Below are 23,027 nucleotides of genomic sequence, written 5' to 3' on the forward strand. Positions count from 1 at the left end.
GTGCGGTTTCGGAAAACGACGATGAGCGACCCCTATACCCCGACGAGCGGCGACGCCAGCTACGCGGTCGCGCACTACGACCTCGCACTGAGATACACCCCGCGCACCAACCGGCTCGAGGGGCGCGCGCGTCTCGAGGTGCGCGTGCTGGTCGAAACGGATCAGCTGCGCGTCGACCTCATCGGCTTGAGCGCCGACAAGGTGCGCATCGACGGCGCGCTGCAGCGGCAGGTCAAGCAGTCGGCGCACGCGATCGCGATCCGCCTCGCCGCGCCCGTCGCCGCGGGCACGCGCCTGCAGCTCGACATCGACTACTCGGGCCGCCCGGCGCCCCGCCGCTCGCGCTGGGGCCAGCTCGGCTGGGAAGAGCTCGAGCACGGCGCCCTCGTCGCCTCGCAGCCCACCGGCGCACCGACGTGGTTCCCGTGCAACGACCGCGTCGACGACCGCGCCACCTACGCCATCTCGTTCACCACCGACCGCGGCTTCTTCGTGGCGGTCACCGGCGTGCCCGGCACAGTGACCGGAAGATCGGGCAAGACCACCCGCACGTTCACAAGCGAGGTGCCGACGGCAACCTACCTCGTCGCGGCGCACATCGGCGAGTACGCCGAATACCGGCTCGGCACGCGCGCCCGCCTTGTCGCACCGCCCGCCCGTGCCCGCCTCGCACAGCGCGCCTTCGCGCCGGTGCCCCGCATCATCGACACGTTCGAGGAGTGGTTCGGCCCGTACCCGCAGGAGGATCTCACCATCGTCGTCACCGAGGAGGAGCTCGAGATTCCCCTCGAAGCGCAGGGCATGGCGACCTTCGGCCGCAACCACGAAGCCCCGAGCGAGCAGCGGCTCATCGCCCACGAACTCGCCCACCAGTGGTTCGGCAACAGCGTGGGTGTGGCGCGGTGGCACGACATCTGGCTCAACGAAGGTTTCGCCTGCTATTCCGAGTGGATCTGGTCGGAGGCGTCGGGCGGCCCGAAGATCGCCGCGCTCGCCGCAGAGCACCACGCACGCCTGTCGGCACTGCCGCAGGATCTGCTGCTCGCCGACCCCGGCCCCGCCGACATGTTCGACGACCGCGTGTACAAGCGCGGGGCACTGCTGCTCGAGGCACTGCGACGCATTATGGGAGAGGGGGCGTTCCGCGCACTGCTGCTCGCGTGGACGAGCACGTATCGGCATCAGCTCGTAGCGACCGCCGACTTCATCGCGCTCGCGCAGTCGCTGAGTCCGGTGCGCGTCGACGCGGTCTTCGAATCATGGATCTACGCGGAGGCCCTGCCCGAGCTGCCGGTCGCTGGGGTGCCGGGCTAGGTGCTCTGGCTCCGGCTCCGGCTCTGGCCCTGGCTCTGGCTCTGGCTCGCTGAAGCGTAGGCGAGGCTCAGGATCGCAGGCGTGCCGTTCGGCGTCGGCGTGATGCGCCGGTCGGCGCCGTGGAGCGCGAGAGCCTGTGCCGGATCGTCGGCGCCGGCGGGCGACGGATCTGCGCGCCAGGTGCCGTCGCCGAGCATCGTGAACGACACGTCTGCGTAGGCGCCGTGAAGCCCCGTGCGCCGAGCCTTGGCGATCGCCTCGAGCCGGGTCCAGGCGGTGACGGCGCCCCTCATCTCGTGGGCTCGGGATGGGCGGGCGCTCCCGAGCGCTTCAGCGACGCGCGCTCGCGTGCTCGACGAGTCGAGTTCGACGTCGATGCCGAGTACGAGGGCGCCGGCGGGGGCGACGCCGACGGCGACGAGGCCCGGCGCATAGCTGATGCTGATGAGCGGGGCGGGCGGGCGGGCGGCATCGGCGGTGCTGGTGCTGGTGCTGGCACTGGCGCTCAGCAGCCGGGCGACCGGAGCGCCATGGGCGCTGCTGCCGCAGGCGGGGCACTGGCGGGTGACGTGCACCGAGCCTGGGTCGGCAGGCGCGAGCATCGAGGCGAGCAGCGCGCGGGCGACGTCTCGGCGATCCTCATCTGCTGCGAGTGCCCGCCAGGCCAGGCGAACGCCGAACGGTGCGGGCTCGACGTGCGTCTCGGCTCGCTGCGAAGGGTCGGGGGAGGGCACGCGACGAGCGTACCCGGCCGCGGGGCTCGCGCTGATCGGAATGCATCACCAGCGATCAGCGCGAGCCCCTGGCGGCTCAGTGGCCGTAGGTGCCGGTGATGCGGGCGCGGCCGAGCGTCGTGCCGAAGAGCTGGAACCCGAGGAGCGCCGGCGACGCGAGCTCGTCGAGCTCGAGCGATTCGACGCTCAGCGCGTGCACGACGAACATGTAGCGGTGGTCGCCGTGCCCGGGGGGCGGGGCGGCGCCCACGAAGCCGGCGACGCCGCCGTCGTTGCGCAGCACTCGAGCCGCAGCCGGGAAGGCGTCGGTCACGGTGTCGAGCTGCACGGCGCCGGCTTCGAGCTCGGTCACCGAGGCGGGGATGTTGTAGGCGGCGAAATGCCAGAATCCGCTGGCCGTCGGGGCGTCGGGATCGAAGCAGGTCAGCGCGTAGCTGCGCACGCCCTCGGGCGCCCCGCTCCATGAGAGCTGCGGCAGGCGGTCTTCGCCGCCCGAGCCGAGCATCCCGCCCACCTGAGCGAGGGGCAGCCGGTCACCGTCGGCGAATGAGGCGGAGGACAGGTCGAACGCGGCGACCTCGGGAAGCGCGTCGTAGGGATCGTAGGTCACGATGTTCCTTTCTTGTTGCGGATTGGGGGAGGTGCGGGATCGGCATGGGGTCAGGCGGTCCAGCCGCCGTCGACCGTCATCACCGTGCCGAAGCAGTACGAACTCTCGGGGCCGAGCAGATAGGCGGCTGCACTGGCGACCTCGTCACCTGTGCCGGGTCGACCCACGGGAATCTCGGCGCGCATGCGTTCCGCGTGATCCGGTGCGTCCCATCCCGCCTCGGTCATGGGTGTGCGGATCGAGCCCGGCGCGATGGCGTTCACCCGGACGCCGAGCGGGGCGAGCTCGCGCGCCGCCGAGCGCACGAGCGCCGTGACCGCCGCTTTCGACGCGTTGTACGCGACCTGATGCTCGACGCGACGATCCACGGTCGCCGACGACAGCACGACCACCGCGAACTCCTGGTTCTGAAACTGCGACGGATCGAGACGGGCCGCCCATCGGAGTGCGAGGAAGGTGCCGGTGGCGTTGACGTCGAGCACGCGCCGGAAGTCGTCGAGCGATGTCTCTGCCAAGGGACTCCGGGCGCGGATGCCAGCCGCGTGCACGAGGCCCGTAATCGACCGGCCGGTCGCGGGGGATCGCGCGAGCTCCGCCCAATGCCGCTCGTCTGAGACGTCGAAGTGCTGCACCTGCGGTGCGTCGGCGGTGTCGAGGCCGACAACCTCGGCCCCGTCGGCGCGGAGCCGCGCCGCGATCGCGGCGCCGATCCCCGATGCCGCTCCGGTGACCGCGATGACGCGCTGCACAGCGTCGCTCGGTACGGATTCTCCCCGCTCAGGCATGCGCCACCGCGCGATCCTGCTGGGCGGGAAGCCGCGATGGGGTCTCCCGGGCGAACGCCGCGACGATGACGTAGGTGATGAGGGAGACGCCGACCGCGGTAACGATGGTCGGCACCGCTCCGATGACCAGGACGCCGGTGAGCCCGAGCAGGCCAGTGACGGCGCCCGTGACCATCGAGGCGAGCGCGGCGTAGCGCCCGCCGAAGCGGGTGAAGAGGCCGAACATGAAGGCCACGAAGACGCCCGAGCCATACATGGTGAAGGCCATCGTGAGTACCTGGATGATGCCGGGCACGAGCAGCGAGACGCCGAGCGCGATCACGCCGAGGGCGACGGTGACGATGCGAGACCAGCGGAGCTGGCTCTGCTGGCTGTCGCGGAAGTGGCGGAAGCGCTGCAGGAAATCGTTGGAGATGTTGCTGACCGCCGCGAGCAGCAGCGCGTCCGCGGTCGAGATGACTGCGGAGATGATCGCTGCGAGCAGGATGCCGGCTGCCCAGACGGGAAGCACGTTCTCGATGAGTGCCGGCATCACGCCGATACTCGGGTCGAGCTCGGGAAAGAGTGCGCGCGCGGCCATGCCCGCGAGTGCCGGGACGACGGCGAAGCCAGCGGTGAGCAGCCCGGCGATGCCGGCTCCGGTTGCGGCGGCGCGGGCCGACTTCGCCGAGAACACACGCTGCATCACGTCTTGCCCGACGAGTTTGTGGACGACGACGGGAAGCGCGGCGCCCAGCATGAACGACCAGCCCTGGTTCAGCGGGTTGAAGGGCTGCGCGACGCCCGACGCCTCGAACGTCGCGGTGATGGCAGAAAAGCCGCCGGCAGCATTCACCGCGATGACGGCGACGAGGATCATGCCGGCGACGATCACCACGAACTGAATCGCATCGGTGATCGCGACACCCCACATGCCCGAGAGCACGGTGAACGCGATGATGAGCACGACTCCGATGATCGCACCCCACACCGGGCTCAACCCGAGCGCCGTGAGAGCGGATCCTGCTGCACCGACCTGCCCCGCCAGAATGCCGGTCAGCGCGAGCACCGAGAGCGTCGACGCGAGCAGCCGCACCGGCTGACTGCCGAAGCGGGCGTGCAGGAAGTCGGGCACGGTGACGAAGCTGCCGGCGCGCACGCGTTTCGCGACGAAGACTGCGAGGAAGACCAGTCCGACGAAGATGCCGATGGCGAAGGAGATCGCGGCGAAGCCCACCGAATAGGCGTCTTGACTGGTGCCGAGCACGAACGCGCCACCGAAGTTCGTGGCGAGCAGCATGACGGCGATCAGGCCCGCACCCATCTTGCGTCCGGCGAGCAGGTAGTCGGTGTCGGTGTGCACGCGTTTCTTCAGCCAGGCGGCGATGAGGAACATGACGAGCAGATAGGCGATGATCATGAGGGTGATGCCGAGATTCAAGGTATCTCCAGAATGAGAAGCCGAATACATCTTTGGTTTCGGATTGCACACTAACTTAGCTTTGCAGTCGATTTTATGCAAGCAAGGGAGCGGAATGAACCCGATTCTGGGCGCGAGCTCGCATCGGTGGGTAAACTGCTCGCGAGACGGCGCTTCCCGCTGATCGAAGAGAAAGAGGGCCAGGTGAGTCGAGTTCCCGAGCAGATCATCGATGATCTCGATCGGCGCGTGCTCCGCACTCTGCGCGACATGCCTCGCGCGACCCTCGGGGAGATGGCCGAGCACGTCGGCGTCTCCCGAACGACGTTCAAAGCGCGACTCGATCGGCTGTGGGAGAGCGGCATCATCATCGGCCACGAGACGCAGCTCGACCTGGCGTCGATGGGTCTGGAGGTGCAGGCCTGGGTGCAGCTCAACGTGCAGCAGGGCGAGCTCGAACCCATCACCGAGCTGCTCGACGGCCTGCCGCACGTCATCGAAGCGTTCGTCACCACCGGCGGGGCCGACGTGCAGTGCCGCATGGTGGCGAGAAGCACGGCGCACCTGCAGGAGCTGCTGCTCGAGCTGTCGCGGCACCCGGCCGTCACCCGCACGAAGAGCTCGGTGATCCTGTCGAGCCTCGTCAGTCACCGAAAAGTGCAAGCGCTCGACCTGCTCGATCTCTGACGCGCGAGGCGATCCCGCCGGTCATCCGTCGCCGTCGTCGTCGCGCAACAGCGCCAGCCGACTGACGGTGCGGAAGAGATCGACCGGCGGGTCGGAGATGTCGACGAGCCCGGCGCGATCCGTGCTGGAGAGCACGGTCAGCGGCAGGTCGGCATGCACGAGCACGTCGAGCAGCGAGACGAACCGCTGCCGTGCCTCGCGACTCGCCTGCGACAGCGGCGGCACGTCGACGAGCACCCACTCATCGAACTCGGCGGCGAGATCGAGGTAGTCCTCGGCGATCGACGGCGACTCCAGCAGATCGGCGAAGTCGAACCAGACAACCGTCGGAGCCGTGAGCCCGCACCTCGCCTCGCCGCGGCGCACCGCGAGCGCCCGCAGCGCACGATGCCCGCCCAGCACGGTGGTCGACTCGTGCGGGTGCGAGGGTTCGAGCCCAGAGGATCGTGCCGCGCTCGCCGCGGAGCCGGACGCACCGAACGCGATCCAGCGCCCCGAAGCGAAGCCGTGCTCGGCGGGGGCCGCGGGTGACGCGGAGCGGTAGTCGCTGCCGCCGTCGAGCGTGCGCACCGCGAAGTGCTCGCGGATGAGACGCACGCTCGGCTCGACCACGTGGTGGAACACGGGGTTCGCGAGCAGCCCCTCCGGTTCGTAGTTGGAGGTGAAGAGCGTCGGGATGCGGCGGCCGACCAGCTCCGCCACGAGACGATTGAGCAGGCTCGCGCCGCCCGGGTCGTGCACGTGCAGCTCATCGAAGAAGAAGACCCGTGCGCCGTCGAGCAACTCGGCGACGGTCGCTTCGATCGCGTCTCGGGCCGTCATCTGCGCTCCGAAACGGCGCTGCAGCTCCTGGAAGAAGGTGTGGAAGTGCACGCGTCGCTTCGTGGCCGCCGGCACATCGATCGCGTCGAAGATCTCAGACGCGAGCCAGGTCTTGCCGCGCCCTGCCGGCCCGTGGATGAAGACCCCACTGGGAGACCGCGCACCGCCCCACCGGCCGGCCAGCTCGGCGATCTCATCGAGCAACTGCTGCTGAGCCCCGTCGAGCACAATGCCCTTCGCTCCCGCCGAGTGCTCCACTGCGGCGCTGAGCCGCGAAGCGGCGCGGGGTGTCGCTCGCGGATCCGTCACGTTCCCCGATCCTAGCGAGGCGCGCTCCAGGCTAGGATGGAATGTCAGTGAGCGGGAGGAGACCGGGTATGGCGAAACAGGTCGAACTGGGGCCGACCGGGCGACCCGATCGCATCATTCCGGCTCCCAAGAAGCTCGACCGCCACGGGCCCGCGCGCATCATCGCCATGTGCAACCAGAAGGGCGGCGTCGGCAAGACGACCAGCACCATCAATCTCGCTGCAGCGCTCGCGCGCTACGGGCGCCGCGTGCTCGCCGTCGACTTCGACCCTCAGGGCGCGCTCTCGGCGGGCCTCGGAGTGCCGGCCCACGACGTCCCCACCATCTACGACCTGATGCTCGGCAAGCTGAAGGATCCGCGCGACGCGATCCAGAAGACCGGCACCGCCGGGCTCGACGTCATCCCAGCGAACATCGACCTCTCGGCCGCCGAGGTGCATCTCGTCACCGAGGTCGCGCGCGAGCAGATTCTCGGCAGCGTGCTACGCAAGGTCGTGGACGACTACGACGTGATCCTCATCGACTGCCAGCCCTCGCTCGGCCTGCTCACCGTCAACGCCCTCACGGCGAGCCACGGCGTGCTGATTCCGCTCGCCTGCGAGTACTTCGCGCTGCGCGGCGTCGCCCTGCTGGTCGAGACGGTCGACAAGGTGCGCGATCGCCTGAACCCGGCGCTCGAGCTCGACGGCATTCTTGCGACCATGTACGACGCACGCACGCTGCACGCCCGCGAGGTGCTCGAACGCGTGGTCGACACGTTCGGCGACAAGGTGTTCGACACCGTGATCGGCCGCACCGTGAAGCTGCCCGACGCGCAGATCGCAGCGAAGCCGATCCTCGACTACGCGCCCTCGAACGCCGCCTCAGAGGCGTACCTCAAGCTGGCCCGCGAGCTCGTGCAGCGCGGCGCCGTCGCCTAGCGCCATGGTGGTGGACACGGATCCGGGAGCCGCAGCGGCCGGCACGGATTCGGTGCCTGCCGACGATCGCTTCCGCGTCAGCCTCTCGGTCTTCGACGGGCCGTTCGACCTGCTGCTCAACCTCATCGGCAAGCACGAGCTCGACATCACCGAGGTTGCCCTGAGCCTAGTCACCGACGAGTTCATCGCCTACCTCGCGTCCATCGAGGGGCAGGGCATCGTCGAGCTCGACCGCGCCTCCGAGTTTCTCGTGGTCGCCGCGACGCTGCTCGACATGAAGATCGCGAGCCTCCTGCCGCAGGGCGAGGTCGTCGACGCCGAAGACATCGCACTGCTCGAAGCCCGCGATCTGTTGTTCGCGAGATTGCTGCAGTACCGCGCCTTCAAACAGGCCAGTGCCTGGTTTCGGGATCGTCTGGAGGCCGAGAGCGCTCGTCACGCCCGGCAGGTGCCGCTCGAAGCGAAGTACCGCTCGCGCGGGCCGGAACTCGTCTGGACGCTGAGCCCGGGCGACTTCGCCGCGATCGCCACGCTCGCCTTCGCGCCGCGCGAGATTCCGACGGTCGGCCTCGACCACCTGCACGCGCCACTCGTATCGATCCGCGAGCAGGCCGCGATCGTCGTCGCGCTGCTGCGCGGCGGTGTCGGCGCTGTCGGCGCTGATGGCAGCACTGATGGGCGCGGCGGGTCGCGCTCCTTCCGCGAACTCGTCGCCGGGGTCGCGGAACGGGGCGTGGTGGTCGCACGGTTCCTCGCGATCCTCGAGCTGTATCGTCGTGCAGCGGTCACCTTCGAGCAGGCCGAGCCGCTCGGCGAGCTGCAGGTGCAGTGGGTCGGCGAGAGCTGGTCCGACGACGAGCTTGCTACGTTAGGAAACGACTATGACTGACAACGACAGCGCCGCTCCGACCCTCGCCGAGGGAGCGGGGTCACTTTCGGTGGGTGTCGCGTCGCAACACGCACCAGAAGTGACCCCGCTCGCAGAAGTGGCGGCAGCGGGCGCGGCGGGCGCCGACGGGGAGCTGGACGCCGCCCGCAGCGCCCACTCGCTGTCGCAGCAGCTGGAGGCGCTGCTCATCGTCGCCGACGAGCCGCTCAGCGCGGTCGCCCTGGCCACCGCGACCGATCGCCCGGTGCGCGAGGTGCGCGAGGTGCTCGACGACCTCGTCGCCGAGTTCAACGGCGAGCGCGCCGTCGGCGGTGCAGCGAGCAGCGGTGCCGGATCGCCGCGCGGCTTCGAGCTGCGCGAGGTCGCCGGCGGATACCGCTTCTACGCCCGCGCGAGCCTCGACCCGATCGTGGCCGACTTCGTGCACCAGCAGTCGCCGGCGCGCCTCTCGCAGGCGGCGCTCGAAACGCTCGCCGTCATCGCGTACCGCCAGCCCATCTCTCGCGGAGCGATCGCCTCGATCCGCGCGGTCAACGTCGACTCCGTCGTGCGCACCCTGCTCGGCCGGGGCCTCGTCGCGGAGGTCGGCAATGATTCGGTGACCGGCGCGATCCTCTACGGCACCTCCGACGCCCTGCTCGGCTATCTCGGCATCGGCGACATCTCGGAGCTGCCCCCCATCTCCCCACTGCTCGAAGAACCCACGGAAGGATTCGACGAATGAATCGCTCGGAAGAGAATCTCGGCGGCTCGTACTCCGTCGACGGCGAGAACATCGAGATCGACCTCGCGGAGTTCGGGTGGGACCGTCCGCAGACGGCGCCGGCCGAAGCCGCGCACGACGATGACGGCCGCATCCGCCTGCAGAAGGCGCTCGCGCACGCGGGCGTCGCATCGCGCCGGGCCTGCGAGTCGCTGATCTCCAGCGGACGCGTGACGGTCAACGGCGAGATTCAGCGCGAGCTGGGTTCGCGCATCGACCCCGAGACCGACGACGTGCGCGTCGACGGGGTGGTCGTGCAGCTCGACGTGTCGAAGCGCTACTTCGTGCTGAACAAGCCGCGCGGCGTCGTGTCGACCATGAACGACGAGAACGGCCGCCCCGATCTCCGCGAGTTCGCCGACGAGGTCGAGGATCGGCTGTACAACGTCGGGCGTCTCGACACCGATACGAGCGGTCTGCTCATCCTCACGAACGACGGCGAGCTCGCGCACCGTCTCGCGCACCCGAGCTTCGGCGTGCAGAAGACGTACATCGCGAAGGTGCGCGGGAGGGTGACGGCTGCCGTGATCCAGCAGCTCAAAGACGGGGTGGAGCTCGCCGACGGGCCGATCCACGCCGATCGCGCGAAGCTGCTGCCGGGCGGATCGGGCGACGCCCACTCGCTCGTCGAGGTCACGCTGCACTCCGGCCGCAACCGCATCGTGCGCCGCATGCTCGCCGAGGTCGGGCACCCGGTGGTCGAACTCGTGCGCCGCCAGTTCGGCCCGCTCCACCTCGGCACGCTGCGCGTCGGCGAGCTGCGCGAACTGTCGTCGGGGGAGCGCGGGGCGCTGCTCTCCGCGGTCGAAGACGAGGGATCTGGCGACGGGTCCGGATCCGGAGGCGCGCAGCAGGCCGGGCGCCGGGGCGAGATCACCGCAGGCCGGCCCGGCGACGGCAAGGGCGCCCGCGGGATGCGCGGCATGGCGGCGCGCGGGAACCCGCACGGACGCGGCGGACGGAAGCAGGGCGGTCGATGAGCGCCCCTGAAGCTGCGCCGAGCGGCGAGCATCTGCGCGCGGCCGGGGAGCGCCCGGCGCTGGTCGCTCGCACCCGTGGGCCGGTGCACGTCATCGGCGCGGGCCTGCTCGGGGCGAGCGTCGGTCTCGGCCTGCGCGAGCGCGGCGTCGACGTGACGCTCGAAGACCTGTCGCCGACGACCGTCGCGCTTGCCGCCGACTACGGCGCGGGGCGGGTACGCACCGCCGAGGACGAGTCCCCGGTGCTCGTCGTCATCGCGACGCCGCCCGACGTGACGGCAGATGTGGTCGAGCGCGCGCTCCGCACCTACCCCGACGCCGTCGTCACCGATGTGGCGAGCGTGAAGCTCGCACCGTTTACCGAGCTCAAGCGCCGCGGCATCGACCTGGCGAAGTACGTGGGCTCGCATCCGATGGCGGGACGCGAGCGCGGCGGCGCGATCATGGCGCGCGCCGATCTGTTCGTTGGCAGGCCCTGGGTGATCTGCCGCGACGGTGAGACCCCGGCCGACGCGCTCGCACTCGTCGAAGCCGTGGCGCTCGACCTCGGCGGCGTGCTCATGGAGATGACGCCCGAAGAGCACGACCGGTCGGTCGGGCTGGTCTCCCACCTGCCGCAGGTCGTGTCGAGCCTGCTCGCCGCGCGACTCGTACCGGCATCCGAGCAGGCGATCGGCCTCGCGGGCGGCGGTCTGCGCGACACCACGCGCGTCGCCTCCAGCGATCCGGAACTGTGGGTGCAGATCCTCGGCGCGAACAGCGCGCCCGTCGTGGAGCTGCTCGACGCGTTCTCGGCGGATGTCGCCGCGTTCGCCGACGCGCTGCGCGATCCGGCACGCACCGGTGCGCGTCGCCGCATCGCTGACCTGCTGTCGGCGGGCAACAACGGAGTGTCGCGCATTCCCGGCAAGCACGGTTCGTCCGAGCGATTCACCCAGATCACGGTGCTCATCGACGACTCTCCCGGGCAGTTGGCGAAGTTGCTCACCGAACTCGGAGAACTGGGCATTAATATGGAAGACTTGCGCCTCGAGCACTCGCCGGGCGCCCAGATCGGTTTCGCGGAGATCGCGGTACTGCCGGAGGTCGCCGAACGCGCGGTCGCCGATCTCGTCGAACGCGGATGGAGGACGCTGTGACTGATGCTGCATCAGCTGCCGCTGCGCTGACCGTGATGACGGGCGCGGCGCAGGCGGAGCGCGCCCAGCAGGCCGAGGCGCCGAACGCGGCCCCCCTGCTCGTCGCGATCGACGGGCCGGCGGGCAGCGGCAAGTCGAGCGTCTCGCGTGCCGCCGCGGAGCGGCTCGGATTCGGGATCCTCGACACCGGCGCGGCCTACCGGTCGCTCGCGTGGGCGGCCGTCGAGACCTCCGCCGACCTGGACGACTCGGCCGCGGTCGGCGCGATCCTCGACGTGTGGACGTACGCGATCACCCTGCGCGGTCAGCAACGAGTCACGGTCGAACTCGGCGACGGCGTCGTCCACGATGTGACGGCGGCGATCCGCGCCCACGACGTGAGCGGGCTCGTGAGTCGAGTCTCGAAGCACCCAGAGGTGCGCGAGCGCTTGAACGAGATGTTCCGGCGGATCGTCGCGGAGTCGGGGCTGCCCGGTGTCGTAATCGAGGGTCGCGACATCACGACCGTGGTGGCGCCCGACGCGCCGGTGCGCGTGCTGATGACCGCCTCGCCCGAGGTGCGCGCGCAGCGTCGCGCTGGCGAGCTCGACGGGCTCACCCACGCACAGGTGCTCGCCGACATCGAGGCGCGTGACGCCAAGGACGCGCAGGTCGTCGACTTCTTCACCCCAGCCCCCGGGGTGACGCTCGTCGACACGAGCAACTTGAACTTTGCACAGTCCGTGGAGGCTGTGGTTGAAATCGTACGAGCGGCGCAAGGCGTCGCGGAAGAGAGCGAATGATGAGCGAGCAGAATCCCGGAACGGGTAGCGGAGCGGAGCGCGACAGCGCCGCAGAGTCGGAGCAGTTCGACGGCCCCGAGGTCATGCAGGTGAACCCCGACGGCAGCCAGGTCGCCGCGGCCCCCGAGTACGACGAGGCCGAGACCTACGCCGCAACGGTGAACGATGCCCCCGTGCACGCCGCCGGTGACGGTGAGGTCGTCTTCGGCGAGGGCTTCGACGCGAGCGTCACCGACGAGGAGCGCCTGCGCGCCATGCGCTCGAACCTCGAAGGCTTCGACCTCGAAGACGACGACGTCGCGATCATCAGTGATGACGGCGAGTTCCTCGGCTTCCGAGAGCCCGTCTCCGAGGCACTGCCGGTCGTCGCGATCGTCGGCCGCCCCAACGTCGGCAAGTCGGCGCTCGTGAACCGCATCCTCGGCCGCCGCGAGGCCGTCGTCGAGGACGTGCCGGGCGTCACCCGCGACCGCGTCACCTACCAGGCCGAGTGGGGCGGCACCCGCTTCAGCCTCGTCGACACCGGCGGCTGGGAGCCCGACGCGAAGGGCATCGACGCGTCGGTCGCGCTCCAGGCCGAGGTCGCGATCGAGCTCTGCGACGTCGTCATGTTCGTCGTCGACTCCCGCGTCGGACCGACGGCCACCGACGAGCGCGTCGTGCAGCTGCTGCGCCGCACGCACAAGCCCGTCTTCCTCGTCGCCAACAAGGTCGACGACGCCGTGCTCGAGGCCGAGGCCGCCCAGCTGTGGTCGCTCGGACTGGGTGAGCCCAACGCCGTCTCGGCACTGCACGGCCGCGGCGTCGCCGACCTGCTCGACGCGGTCGTCGAAGCACTGCCCGAAGAGTCGGCCGTTGCACAGCCGAAGATGCTCGGGCCGCGCCGCGTCGCACTGCTCGGTCGCCCCAACGTCGGCAAGTCGAGCCTGCTCAACAAGGCGGCCGGCGAGGAGCGCGCAGTCGTCAGCGATATCGCGGGCACCACGCGCGACCCGGTCGACGAGCAGGTCGAGATCGCCGGTCGGGTGTGGACGTTCGTCGACACCGCAGGCATCCGCCGCCGCGTGCACCTGCAGAAGGGCGCCGACTTCTACGCATCGCTGCGCACCGCCGCTGCGCTCGAGAAGGCCGAGGTCGCGGTCGTGCTCATCGACGTGACGCAGGAGATCTCCGACCAGGATCTGCGCATCATCGACCTCGTGCTCGAGTCGGGGCGCGCACTCGTGCTCGCCTTCAACAAGTGGGACATGCTCGACGACGACCGTCGCCGGTACCTCGAACGCGAGATCGAGCAGGATCTCGCGCACGTCGACTGGGCGCCGCGCGTCAATATCTCGGCGCGCACCGGGCGTCACCTCGAGAAGCTCGTGCCGGCGCTCGAGACGGCGCTCGAGTCGTGGGACACGCGCATTCCGACGGGCAAGTTCAACGCCTTCGTCGCCGAGCTCGTGCAGGAGCACCCGCACCCGCTCCGCAGCGGCAAGCAGCCGCGCATCCTGTTCGGCACGCAGGTGCAGAATCGCCCGCCGACATTCGTGCTCTTCACGTCGGGCTTCCTCGACCCGCAGTACCGCCGCTTCATCCAGCGCCGCCTGCGCGAGCGCTACGGCTTCGATGGCAGCCCCATCGTGATCAACATGCGCATCCGCGAAAGGCGCCCGCGCCCGTAGGGCGTGAGCGCCGCAGGAACGGCGATTTCTCGCCGTTCCGCGGATGCGCCGCTGTGGTCTCCACAGCGGTGAGCATGGGGCGGCGGGAGCCGGCCCATTCTTCAGTCCGATCCGCGAAAGGCGCCCGCGCCCGTAGGGTTGGGCGCCGCAGGAACGGCGATTTCCGGAGAACGGAGCCAGAGTGACTACTGCTGCAGGCCAGATCAGTCCGCTGCGCTCATCGGAGATCCCGGCGGCCACCGCTCTGTGGGATGCGTGCGGTCTCACGCGTCCATGGAATGATCCGGTCTCCGACGCCGAGCGAGCCCTGGGCGGAGTGACCTCCACAGTTCTCGCTGGGCGGTCTGACTCCGGCGAGGTCGTGGCGACCGTCATGGTCGGAGTCGATGGGCACCGAGGCTGGGTGTATTACCTGGCGGTGTCGCCTGCCAGGCAGCGGCAGGGCTGGGGGCGGCGCCTGATGGCGGCTGCCGAGGCGTGGCTGCAGGAGCATGGCGCCCCGAAAGTGCAGCTCATGGTCCGATCCGGCAATGCGGCCGTTCTCGGGTTCTACGATGCGCTGGGATACTCCGATCAGCAGACGGTGGTGCTCGGCAAATTCCTGGACCCGCAGCTCGAGCGGATGAAGCGTCTCGAGGAGCAGCGTTCAGGCACGTGGCGGTAACCTCTGAGCATGTCGGTACCAGGGCGCTCCGGAGACGACGTGGGCGACGCTTCACCGCAGCGTCAGCTCACCGGGCTCGAGCGCACGATCGACCGCGCGGCGCACCGCCTCCTCGCAGGCAAACCCGCGACGGGCGCCCGGGCGGTGCTCATCGAGGCCGCAGTGTTCCTGCTCAAGCAGGCGTGGGCGTGCATCTTCGGCGCGCTGATGCTCGTGGTGATCGTCGCCGCTCGCCTCTGGTACCCCGACGACGCCGGCCTCGCCCGGAATGACGCGATGACGATCGCGGCCGTGGCGATCCAGATCGGCATGCTGGTGTTCCGCCTCGAGAGTGGCCGCGAACTCTGGGTGATCGTGCTGTTCCACATCACGGGAACGGTGATGGAGCTGTTCAAGACCGATGTCGGATCATGGGCGTACGCCGCCGACGGGGTGCTGAGGATCGGCGCCGTGCCGCTGTTCAGTGGGTTCATGTACGCGGCCGTCGGCTCGTACATGGTGCGCGTGTACCGGCTGCACGACCTGCGCTTCACGCGGTATCCGCCGATCTGGGCGACCACCGTCGTCGCGGCCGCGATCTACGCGAACTTCTTCACGCACCACTACATCTTCGACGCCCGGTGGATCCTGCTCGCCAGCGTCGTGCTGCTCTGGGCCCCGACCGTGATGCACTTCCGCATCTGGCGAGCGACGCTCAAGGTGCCGCTCCTGCTGATCTTCGTCGGGGTCGCGCTGTTCATCTGGATCGCCGAGAACATCGCCACCCTCTCGGGTGCCTGGCTGTACCCGAGTCAAACCGACGGGTGGGAGCTCGTCTCCGGCCAGAAGATCGTCTCATGGTTCCTGCTGATGATCATCTCGGTGGTCATGGTCACCTGGGTGTACCGGCCGAAGCGTCCTGAGCTCGCGTAGCCAGCGTCACCTGGCAAGTCTCTCGCTAACGGCTTCTGGCGGCCGGTCTCTCGCGACCGCGCCTCGCAGCCGGTCGCTTACGCCGCGAAGACGAGCGCGAGTGCACCGAATCCGAAGACCGCGACCGCGACGATGCCGGCGAGCACCCAGAGTGCGAGCATGACCGCGTTCAGCCAGACGCCCCAGAGTGCGAGGGCGCGATCCTGCGTGCCGCGGCGCAGTGCGAGGATGCCGAAGACGAGGCCGGTGACGGGGGCGAAGAACGTCCAGCCGCTGACCACCGAGGCGATGCCGAGCACGAAGCTCGTGATCGAGAAGGCGCGGGAGTGCTCGTTGATGTTCACCGGGCCGCTCGGGAACGGCTCGGATCCGTTCGACGCGGCGCTGCTCGCCGCGAGGGGCGTGGTGTCGGTGACGAGCGGGTACGTCGGTGCCGTGCCGGACTCGGAGGCGACGGTGGTCTCGGGGGTGATGGTGGCGCTCATGGCGACTCCTCTCGTGGGCGGCGAACCGGGTGTTCGTCCGTGATACCTCAACGGTAGGGCGGAGCGGGGTACCGCCACATCCGCCCGGAGTATCGCGCGCGTAAGACCCCGGTACCGTGTCGAGCGGCACCGGGGTCAGGGGCGGGTCAGGGGTCGCACCGGGGTTCTCCCCGGGTTGCACTCCGGGGGAGCGCTCAGGGATCGAACTCAGTGCGAAGCCTGCGACACGTCCGTGCCCTTGGGAGTCATCACGAACACGGCCAGCGCGACGGCGAACATGATGATGCCCCCGGCGATCCCCGTCGCCTGCATCGATTGGGTGAACGCGACGCCGGCCTGCTGCGCAAGCTCGGGGAGGCGCAGCTCGTCGGCGATGGAGACCGCGGCACCGAGCGATTCCTCGGCCTGCCCCGCGAGGGTGCGCTCGACGCCCTGCAGCGCCCCCGAGGCGATGAACTCGGCCCGGTAGAGCAGCGCCGAGACGCTGCCGAGGATCGCCACGCCCAGCACGGCGCCGAGCTCGTACGAGGTCTCCTCGATCGCGCCCGCGTTGCCGGCCTTCTCTTCGGGGGAGCCGTGCATGATCATGGCCGATGCGATCGCGAGCGAGCCGGTGCCAGCGCCGATGAAGCAGAGCGCGATGATGACGGTGAGGGTGGTGAGCGTTCCCGGCTGCAGGCCGATGATGAGCATGCCGACTCCCGCGAAGCCGAGGCCGCCCGCGAGCACGGCGCGTGCCCCGATGCGGCGCGCGAGCGCGGGGGCCGAGAGCGAGGCGAGGGCGCCGGTGATCGCGATCGGGAAGAGGCGCACGCCGGCCTCGACCGGGGAGGCCCCGTCGACGAGCTGCAGCCACTGGGCGATGAGCAGCAGGGCGGCAATCATCGCGAACGTCGAGCCGAGGGCCGCGATGGCGCCCGCCGAGAAGACGCGGTTGCGGAAGAGGCTGAGGTCGAGCAGCGGCGACGCACTGCGCAGGCAGCGCACCACGAACCAGGCGAGCAGGGCCGCGCCCGCGGCGAACGCGACGAGCGCCTCGGGCACGAGCAGGCTCGCCTCCTTGCCGAACGTCTTGATCGCCCACACGAGAAGCGTCATGCCGACGAGGGAGAGCGCTGCGGCGAGGAAGTCCCAGCGGCCCGTGTGCGCGACGCGCGACTCGGGGAGGATCGCGATGCCAGCGATCACGCCGACGAGCATGAGCGGCACGTTCACGAGGAACGCCGCGTGCCACGAGAAGTACTCGAGCAGCAGCCCGCCGAGCAGCGGGCCGACCGCGGCGCCCAGGCCGGAGACGGCGGCCCAGATCGCGAGGGCGGTGGCGCGCTCGCGGGGGTCGGTGAAGATGACGCGGATGAGCGAGAGGGTGATCGGCATGATCATCGCGCCGCCGATGCCGAGGATCGCGCGGATCGCGATGACGGACTCGGCGTTGGTGGCGAACAGCACGAGCAGCGACGCCGCCCCGAAGATCGAGTAACCGAGCAGCAGCATGCGCTTGCGGCCCCAGCGGTCGGCGATGGCCGCGAACGAGACGAGCAGGCCTGCGAGGACGAGCGAGTAGACGTCGATGATCCAGAGCTGCTGGTCGGAGGTCGGGTGCAGCTCGGCCGCCATCTCGGGCAGCGCGATGTTGAGGATCGTCATATCCATCGTGATGACGAGCAGGCTCGCGGTGAGCACGCTGAGTGCGGCCCAGCGGCGGGCCTTGCTGAGCGGGGCGAACTTCGGTGCGGTGCGCTGGTCGGACATGGTGGTCACGGTCTTTCCTCGGGTCTGTGTTCGGTATGGCGTGCGGCGCGGTGCGGTGCGGGGGAGTGGAGAGCGGAGCTGAGCTACGAGTTCGCGGATCCAGGCACCGGCATCGTCATGAGCGCACGCATGATGCGCGTGAGCTCGTCGCGGCCGAGCGGGGTGCCGGTGAGCCCGGCGTGCATGGTCGCCCCGTCCATGAGCACGGCGATGGCGACAGCGCGCTCCTCGCCGATCTGCGGCGAGAGCCGCTCGACGAGGCGCTCGGGCCAGCGCAGTGCGAGCGCGCGCAGTCGGGCGTCGGTCATGCCGCTCGTCATGAGCGCGATGTCGGCGTGCACCGTGCGCGGGTCTTCGAGGTAGGCGAGCATTTCGTCGATGATGGGCTCGGGGCGCTCGACCATCGTCGCGACGAACGGCTCGAGCCGCGCGATCGATTCGTCGATCTCTTCGGCGAGCTGCTGCAGGGCGCACTCGCGCAGGTCGTCGATGGAGCTGAAGTACTGGGTGGTCGAGCCGAGCGGCACCGAGGCGCGCTTCGCGACGGCGCGGTGCGTGAGTGCGGAGTGCCCCTGTTCCACGATGATCTCGGTCGCGGCCGCGAGGATCGCGAGGCGTCGCCCCTCCGGATCCCGACGGCGGGGAGCGGGCGGGCCAGCGGGTTCGACTGCAGGTTCGTGCGAGTGCGACATGGCGGCTCCTTCCGTGGGCGCGGGGGACGGCGGGTATCGGCGGCGGACGCCGCAGAACCTTACTGTACATGTGTACATGTACGTTTGTACAGTAATGATTTTGAGGGCGGATTGCGAACCATTGCCAACCCCCTGCCAATGTCGCAGGTTGCAGGTAACGTGAATGATGCAGGTCGGCACGCTGTCGACCGGCCCGGAGACGGGCACGAGGGGAGTAACGAGATGGCGCAGATCAGTACAGCCGACCTCTACGACGAACGCGGCAGCGAGCTGCGGTCGGTGTCGCTGCAGTTTCAGAACATCGGCGGCATGACCGGCTTCACCGGGCCGGTGCGCACGGTGCAGTGCTTCCAAGACAACTCGCTCATCAGACAGACGCTCTCGAGCGACGGGCACGGCGCAGTGCTCGTCATCGACGGGGCGGGGTCGCTCGAGACCGCACTCGTCGGCGACCAGATCGCTGAGCTCGCCTGCGACAACGGCTGGGCGGGGCTTATCGTGAACGGCGCCATCCGCGATCGCGTGGCGATCGGCACGCTGCCCTTCGGCGTGAAGGCACTGGGGTCGAACCCAGCGAAGTCGACCAAGACCGGTGCCGGCGAGGTCGACGTGCCCGTCGAGATCGCTGGTGTGACGTTCCGCCCCGGCGCAACGGTGTGGTGCGACGACGACGGGATCCTGGTCGAGCCCTGACCGAACCCCGACCGTGCCTGACCGGTTGCTGCCCGGCACGCTCACACCTGCCGGGCGGCGAACGCGGTTGAGCAATAAGATGCGAGTATGACCGAGCGCTTCCGAGCACTGCTCCCGTTCGTGCCGTACCTCGCGGTGTCGCTCGCGCACGTCATCGCCTGCTTCGGGCAGTACGCGTTCGAGGGATGGACGAAGCTGCTGCTCATGCCCGCGCTCGCCGCCGGTGTGGTCGCGTCGGCCGTGCTCGTGCCCGAGCTGCGCCTCCGCCCCACACCCGTCGGCGCGCTCGCGCTGCTGCTCGCGGCGATCACGTTCTCGTGGCTCGGCGACGGCGCGGCGACGTTCTTCCCGATGTTCGAGAGCGAGATCCCGCTGATGCTCGCGTGCTTCGGCGTCGCGCACCTCGCGTACATCGTGCTGCTGTGGCGCACGCGCGGCATCGCGAAACGACGCTTGCCCGCGTGGAGCCTCGTCTACGTGCTCGCGTACCTCGTGCTCCTCGCGCTGCTGCTGCCGCACACGAAGTCGCTGTCGATCCCGGTGATGGCGTACGGGCTCGTGCTCGTCGCCACGGCGGCCCTCGCGACCCGATGCGGCGCGGTCATCGCGTGGGGCGGCGCGTTCTTCCTGCTCTCCGACGCGATCCTCGCCTTCCGGCTCTTCGTGCCCGGCAGCACCACGTGGACGAGCGGCGTCGTGATGCTCACCTACACCCTCGGCCAGGGGCTCCTCGCCTACGGCATCGTCGCGGCACTGCGCAGACGCGCGGATCAGGGCGAGGCGGGGCCCGCTACTCCTCGGGCAGGATCTTCAGCAGCTTCTTGACGCCGCGAATCGTCGTCGCGCCCGCGGCACCCACGCGCACGCGCAGCTCGGCGTCGCTGGTGACGACGGTGGTGATCGATCCGCTCGCGCTCAGCGCTTCGACCGCGCTCACGATCGTGTCGTCGCCGGTCTCGGGAGCGCTCAGCACGCGGATCCGGTCGGTGCTCTCGATGCCGCGCGCGTTGCCCTCGACCACGACGATCCAGTCGGGGTAGACGCGGTCGAGGCCCGGCACGCGGGGCTCGGCGAGATCGAGGAAGCCGGCGCGTACCCCGTTCGACGTTTCGAGGTAGGCGTGCAGCCGGTCGCGGAGGCGTTCTGCGGCGCCGCGGCGATCCTTCCACCACCCGTTGGGTACGCTACCGATGACGTTCGCGGCGTCGACGATGACGGTCGGGGGCGGCCCGAGCAGCGGGCGCAGCAGCGGCCAGCTCGCGGCGAAAGCGGGATGGAGGGGGAGTGCTTCGACGTGGTCGAGCGGCACCCAGGCGAGGGCGTGGCTCTCGGGGTCCGTGATCTCGGGCTCGAACTGGGTGACGACGTCGGCGACGAGCGTCGTGTACGTCCAGCCGCCGCGGTCGAGCACGTGCGTGTAGCGCGGGCGCACCGAGTGGTCGGGAACGCCCGCCTCCTCCTGCGCCTCGCGGATCGCTCCGTCGTTCGCCGACTCGCCCTCGTGGCGCGCGCCGCCCGGGATGCCCCAGGTGTCGCCGTGGTCGCTCCAGGTGACGCGGTGCTGCAGCAGGATCGCGTCGCGGGCGTGGTCGAAGGCGAGCAGCCCGGCGGCGCCGAAGCGGCCCCAGTAGCGCCCGCCATCGCCCGCCTCGATCCAGGCGTCACCGGTGTCTCGCAGGTCGCTCATGGTCTCAGCGTATCTGCCGCGGGGCTTCGTGTGCGCGTTTGCGATGCCTCCTGGCGCGGGAATGCGGGGGTGGTGTATCGGTGTTGTGCTGGGTGACGGGCGGTTTCTTGCCGCGCCGTGATGCGTGTGCTTGCGCGCGCGCCGTTGCCGTTGTTCTGCGTTTCCGAGGAGGATTCATGTCGACCGATGTCGAGCCCTACGCCGCTGCCGCCGCTGATGCCGCCTCACGAGGGCTTGCTGTTTCGTTCGTCGCGCGCACCCCCGGGCAGCGGCCCGCGCCCGTCGAGGGCGTCGAGCTCGTGAAGACGATCGTGGTGCAGACGAAGGATCGCTTCGTGCTCGTGCTCACCCCCGTCGACGCGCAGTTCTCGTGGGCGAAGCTGCGGGCGCACCTCGGTGTGAACAAGCTGTCGCTGCCTGACGCCGACGGCGCATACGCCGCGACCGGGTACGTGCGCGGGACTATTACGCCGCTGGGAGCTGCGGGATCGTGGCCTGTCGTTGTCGATGCGCGATTGGCCGGGCGGCGGATCGCGATCGGGTCTGGCAGCGCCGAGTTCGGGACGCTGGTGGCGGCTGATGAGCTGGTGTCGGCGTATGCCGCTGAAGTGGTGGATCTCGTTGCTGAGTGAGAGTCTTGCCGGGTTTGCGTTGTTTGTTCGTGGCGAGTGGCGCGCCCGGGTTTCTGCGGCGCCGCCGCGATTTCCGACCGTTGGTTCGATCCACCCTCCAAGTGTGGGTAATATAGAGGGGTTGCCTCGGCAGCGCAGGCCAGATTCTGGCCGGCGAAGCTGAAGAACAACGGGCTGTGGCGCAGCTTGGTAGCGCACTTGACTGGGGGTCAAGGGGTCGCAGGTTCAAATCCTGTCAGCCCGACCATTGTGATGTCTGAGGGCATTGGAATAGCCCGAACTTACGTTTTGTAGGTTCGGGCTATTTTTTGTGTTGCGTGTTTTTGGTCGTGGCTGCTTGGGGTTGGTAGTCGCGGTTGAGGTTGAGTGTGAGCTCGCGGAGGACGTCTCCGGTGACCGCGTTGATCACGGTGATCTCGAGGTCTTGGATGAGCAGGATGACGTGGGTTCGGGCGTGGGTTCGTCCGGTTCCGATGTGGTGCAGTTTGCCGTTTTGGCGGACCATGACCACGCCGGATGCGTCCACGCAATCGTGTCTGACGCGGTCGTGAGTGTCGCTGTCGCGCATGCCGGGCGTGCGTGCGGCTTTTGATGCGGCGTGGTAGGCGGTTGTTGGGGTTGAGCGGTGCGGTAGGGAGCGGTGCGGCCGGCGAGTGTTGTAGTGCTCGCGGAACGTGGTGAGTAGTTCCCCGAGGTGGTGCAGTGTATCTGGTTGCCGGGGTTCGGCGCGCAGCCAGTTCTTCGTCGTTTGTTGGAAGCGTTCGGCTTTGCCTTGCGTGGTAGGTCGGTGGGGTGCCCCGTTTTTCTGGGTGATGTGGTGGTCGGCGAGGAGTTGTTCGAGTCTGGTGCGCCCGCCGGGGCGGCCGTGACCGGCGAGGCGGATGGTGTAGACCATGCCGTTATAGGTCAATGTTGAGGCGAGCAGGCCGTACAGGGTCGCGGCGGCGGTGAATATGTCGGCGACGATCTGCGGGGTGACGCGGATGTGAGCGTGACGTGGAGGGCGTAGCGTGAGTGGTCATCCAGCCACGTGATGATCTCGCAGTCCTGCCCCGGGGTGCCGCCTGGTCGGGTGAGGCGGTAGTGGGTGAAGTCGGATTGCCACATCTCGTTGGGTTGTGCTGCTTGGAAGCGGATGTAGGAGGAACGTGGTCGTTTCCGGGGCTCGGGGACGACTTGGCCTGCGCGGGTGAGGATGCAGTTGATTGTGGCGCGAGAGACGTGAATGCTGTGGTGGTGTTCGAGATACCACCCGATCGTGTCGGCGCCGGCGTCGAGTCCTTTCCCGCTCAGTTCGGCACGTAGCCGGAAAATCTGGTCGATGGTTTCGGGCGGGGTTTAGATCGGGCTTGTTCGTGGTCTTTTCGAGATCGGCTCGAACGCGGTCTCGCCTTCGGCGCGGTAGCGGGCGATGAGTCGACTCACCCAGCGGAGCGGAGCTCCGCTCAAAATCTGAGCCGATAGGTGTCGGAGTGCGGTGTGCTTCATCTGGTGAGTAAAGCGTAGGCAGAAGCGTTGCCTTTGCCGTTGCAGTGCAGACCAAGGCAATAGCATTGGCTCGTGATTAGAATCATCCTCACGCAGCTCTCAGCGGTTGCCGCCGTCGTGCTTACGGGTCTGATGCACGTTGAGGTGACAGTTTGGTTAGGCAGCGAGTGCGACCTGTTTGTTCATGATGGTCTCGTACTCGAGCGGCGTCAAACGCCC

General features: G+C 69.1%; 24 protein-coding genes and 1 tRNA gene. 15 read left to right on the plus strand and 10 right to left on the minus strand.

The genetic code is table 11. The annotated features are described in order from the left end of the window. Positions 1–21: 21 nt before the first annotated feature. Complete coding sequence (locus AB0O71_RS14010; protein ID WP_363746311.1) at positions 22–1,314, plus strand: M1 family metallopeptidase; 1,293 nt, start codon at positions 22–24, stop codon at positions 1,312–1,314. Here AB0O71_RS14010 and AB0O71_RS14015 read toward each other — a convergent pair. From AB0O71_RS14015 to AB0O71_RS14030, 4 genes are all read right to left on the minus strand, one after another. Continuing rightward, complete coding sequence (locus AB0O71_RS14015; RefSeq protein ID WP_363746313.1) at positions 1,311–2,048, minus strand: hypothetical protein; 738 nt, start codon at positions 2,046–2,048, stop codon at positions 1,311–1,313. The two genes, AB0O71_RS14010 and AB0O71_RS14015, sit on opposite strands and share 4 nt — an antisense overlap. Positions 2,049–2,124: 76 nt before the next feature. After that, positions 2,125–2,661 (minus strand): YbhB/YbcL family Raf kinase inhibitor-like protein, encoded by a 537-nt coding sequence (locus AB0O71_RS14020; protein WP_363746349.1) that lies wholly within the window; start codon positions 2,659–2,661, stop codon positions 2,125–2,127. A gap of 47 nt (positions 2,662–2,708) precedes the next feature. Next, positions 2,709–3,443, minus strand: coding sequence for an SDR family oxidoreductase (locus AB0O71_RS14025; protein ID WP_363746315.1), 735 nt, complete (start codon positions 3,441–3,443; stop codon positions 2,709–2,711). Next, positions 3,436–4,863 (minus strand): sodium:solute symporter family protein, encoded by a 1,428-nt coding sequence (locus AB0O71_RS14030; RefSeq protein ID WP_363746317.1) that lies wholly within the window; start codon positions 4,861–4,863, stop codon positions 3,436–3,438. Before AB0O71_RS14030 ends, AB0O71_RS14025 begins: the two co-directional genes overlap by 8 nt. Before the next feature lie 183 nt (positions 4,864–5,046). Between AB0O71_RS14030 and AB0O71_RS14035 the strand changes: the two genes are divergently transcribed. Further along, positions 5,047–5,529, plus strand: coding sequence for an Lrp/AsnC family transcriptional regulator (locus AB0O71_RS14035; RefSeq protein ID WP_176698372.1), 483 nt, complete (start codon positions 5,047–5,049; stop codon positions 5,527–5,529). Positions 5,530–5,550: 21 nt separating this feature from the next. Here the strand turns inward: AB0O71_RS14035 and zapE are convergent, their stop codons facing one another. Beyond that, positions 5,551–6,660: a cell division protein ZapE gene (zapE, locus tag AB0O71_RS14040; protein ID WP_363746320.1), complete on the minus strand. Its 1,110-nt coding sequence runs from the start codon at positions 6,658–6,660 to the stop codon at positions 5,551–5,553. 68 nt (positions 6,661–6,728) lie between these two features. Between zapE and AB0O71_RS14045 the strand changes: the two genes are divergently transcribed. From AB0O71_RS14045 to AB0O71_RS14085, 9 genes are all read left to right on the plus strand, one after another. Next, entirely contained in the window at positions 6,729–7,580 is an 852-nt protein-coding gene (locus AB0O71_RS14045) for a ParA family protein (protein ID WP_363746322.1), read from the plus strand. A gap of 4 nt (positions 7,581–7,584) precedes the next feature. Then, positions 7,585–8,469 carry a ScpA family protein gene (locus tag AB0O71_RS14050; protein ID WP_363746324.1) on the plus strand — a complete coding sequence of 295 codons (885 nt, stop codon included), beginning with the start codon at positions 7,585–7,587 and terminating at the stop codon, positions 8,467–8,469. Further along, on the plus strand, positions 8,462–9,193 hold the full coding sequence (locus tag AB0O71_RS14055) for an SMC-Scp complex subunit ScpB (RefSeq protein ID WP_363746326.1): 732 nt from the start codon (positions 8,462–8,464) through the stop codon (positions 9,191–9,193). Before AB0O71_RS14050 ends, AB0O71_RS14055 begins: the two co-directional genes overlap by 8 nt. Further along, entirely contained in the window at positions 9,190–10,212 is a 1,023-nt protein-coding gene (locus AB0O71_RS14060) for a pseudouridine synthase (RefSeq protein WP_090151249.1), read from the plus strand. The genes AB0O71_RS14055 and AB0O71_RS14060 overlap by 4 nt, the downstream gene beginning before the upstream one ends. Next, complete coding sequence (locus tag AB0O71_RS14065; RefSeq protein ID WP_363746328.1) at positions 10,209–11,351, plus strand: prephenate dehydrogenase; 1,143 nt, start codon at positions 10,209–10,211, stop codon at positions 11,349–11,351. Before AB0O71_RS14060 ends, AB0O71_RS14065 begins: the two co-directional genes overlap by 4 nt. Then, positions 11,348–12,133 carry a (d)CMP kinase gene (cmk, locus tag AB0O71_RS14070; protein ID WP_363746330.1) on the plus strand — a complete coding sequence of 262 codons (786 nt, stop codon included), beginning with the start codon at positions 11,348–11,350 and terminating at the stop codon, positions 12,131–12,133. Before AB0O71_RS14065 ends, cmk begins: the two co-directional genes overlap by 4 nt. Then, positions 12,133–13,803 carry a ribosome biogenesis GTPase Der gene (gene der / locus AB0O71_RS14075; RefSeq protein ID WP_363746332.1) on the plus strand — a complete coding sequence of 557 codons (1,671 nt, stop codon included), beginning with the start codon at positions 12,133–12,135 and terminating at the stop codon, positions 13,801–13,803. The genes cmk and der overlap by 1 nt, the downstream gene beginning before the upstream one ends. A 181-nt stretch (positions 13,804–13,984) precedes the next feature. Continuing rightward, entirely contained in the window at positions 13,985–14,467 is a 483-nt protein-coding gene (locus tag AB0O71_RS14080; protein WP_363746334.1) for a GNAT family acetyltransferase, read from the plus strand. Positions 14,468–14,476: 9 nt separating this feature from the next. Further along, entirely contained in the window at positions 14,477–15,379 is a 903-nt protein-coding gene (locus AB0O71_RS14085) for a DUF817 domain-containing protein (RefSeq protein WP_363746336.1), read from the plus strand. A gap of 77 nt (positions 15,380–15,456) precedes the next feature. On the opposite strand, the gene AB0O71_RS14090 is transcribed toward AB0O71_RS14085, so the two are convergent. From AB0O71_RS14090 to AB0O71_RS14100, 3 genes are all read right to left on the minus strand, one after another. Beyond that, positions 15,457–15,864, minus strand: a complete 408-nt coding sequence (locus AB0O71_RS14090; protein WP_363746338.1) for a DUF4190 domain-containing protein — start codon at positions 15,862–15,864, stop codon at positions 15,457–15,459. 207 nt (positions 15,865–16,071) lie between these two features. Continuing rightward, positions 16,072–17,616 (minus strand): MFS transporter, encoded by a 1,545-nt coding sequence (locus AB0O71_RS14095; RefSeq protein WP_363746351.1) that lies wholly within the window; start codon positions 17,614–17,616, stop codon positions 16,072–16,074. Positions 17,617–17,699: 83 nt separating this feature from the next. Continuing rightward, positions 17,700–18,308, minus strand: a complete 609-nt coding sequence (locus AB0O71_RS14100) for a TetR family transcriptional regulator (protein WP_336662394.1) — start codon at positions 18,306–18,308, stop codon at positions 17,700–17,702. A 222-nt stretch (positions 18,309–18,530) separates the two neighbouring features. Between AB0O71_RS14100 and rraA the strand changes: the two genes are divergently transcribed. Together rraA and AB0O71_RS14110 are read left to right on the plus strand one after the other, a co-directional pair. After that, the gene (gene rraA, locus AB0O71_RS14105; RefSeq protein WP_090151234.1) at positions 18,531–19,001 is read left to right on the plus strand and encodes a ribonuclease E activity regulator RraA; all 471 of its coding nucleotides are present in this window, start codon (positions 18,531–18,533) and stop codon (positions 18,999–19,001) included. A gap of 87 nt (positions 19,002–19,088) precedes the next feature. Then, positions 19,089–19,826 (plus strand): lysoplasmalogenase family protein, encoded by a 738-nt coding sequence (locus AB0O71_RS14110; RefSeq protein WP_363746341.1) that lies wholly within the window; start codon positions 19,089–19,091, stop codon positions 19,824–19,826. Here AB0O71_RS14110 and AB0O71_RS14115 read toward each other — a convergent pair. Continuing rightward, positions 19,792–20,688, minus strand: coding sequence for an NUDIX hydrolase (locus AB0O71_RS14115; RefSeq protein WP_363746343.1), 897 nt, complete (start codon positions 20,686–20,688; stop codon positions 19,792–19,794). The two genes, AB0O71_RS14110 and AB0O71_RS14115, sit on opposite strands and share 35 nt — an antisense overlap. A gap of 176 nt (positions 20,689–20,864) precedes the next feature. Between AB0O71_RS14115 and AB0O71_RS14120 the strand changes: the two genes are divergently transcribed. Both AB0O71_RS14120 and AB0O71_RS14125 read left to right on the plus strand, forming a co-directional pair. Further along, positions 20,865–21,320 (plus strand): YbaK/EbsC family protein, encoded by a 456-nt coding sequence (locus tag AB0O71_RS14120; RefSeq protein WP_363746345.1) that lies wholly within the window; start codon positions 20,865–20,867, stop codon positions 21,318–21,320. 170 nt (positions 21,321–21,490) lie between these two features. Beyond that, positions 21,491–21,567 (plus strand) — tRNA-Pro (locus tag AB0O71_RS14125). 54 nt (positions 21,568–21,621) lie between these two features. Here AB0O71_RS14125 and AB0O71_RS14130 read toward each other — a convergent pair. Then, positions 21,622–22,215, minus strand: a complete 594-nt coding sequence (locus tag AB0O71_RS14130) for an integrase core domain-containing protein (RefSeq protein WP_363746347.1) — start codon at positions 22,213–22,215, stop codon at positions 21,622–21,624. Positions 22,216–23,027 lie beyond the last annotated feature (812 nt).

Origin of the sequence: Leucobacter sp. NPDC077196, from assembly GCF_040687075.1 — a bacterium.
In the GTDB taxonomy this organism is placed as follows: Bacteria; Actinomycetota; Actinomycetes; order Actinomycetales; family Microbacteriaceae; genus Leucobacter.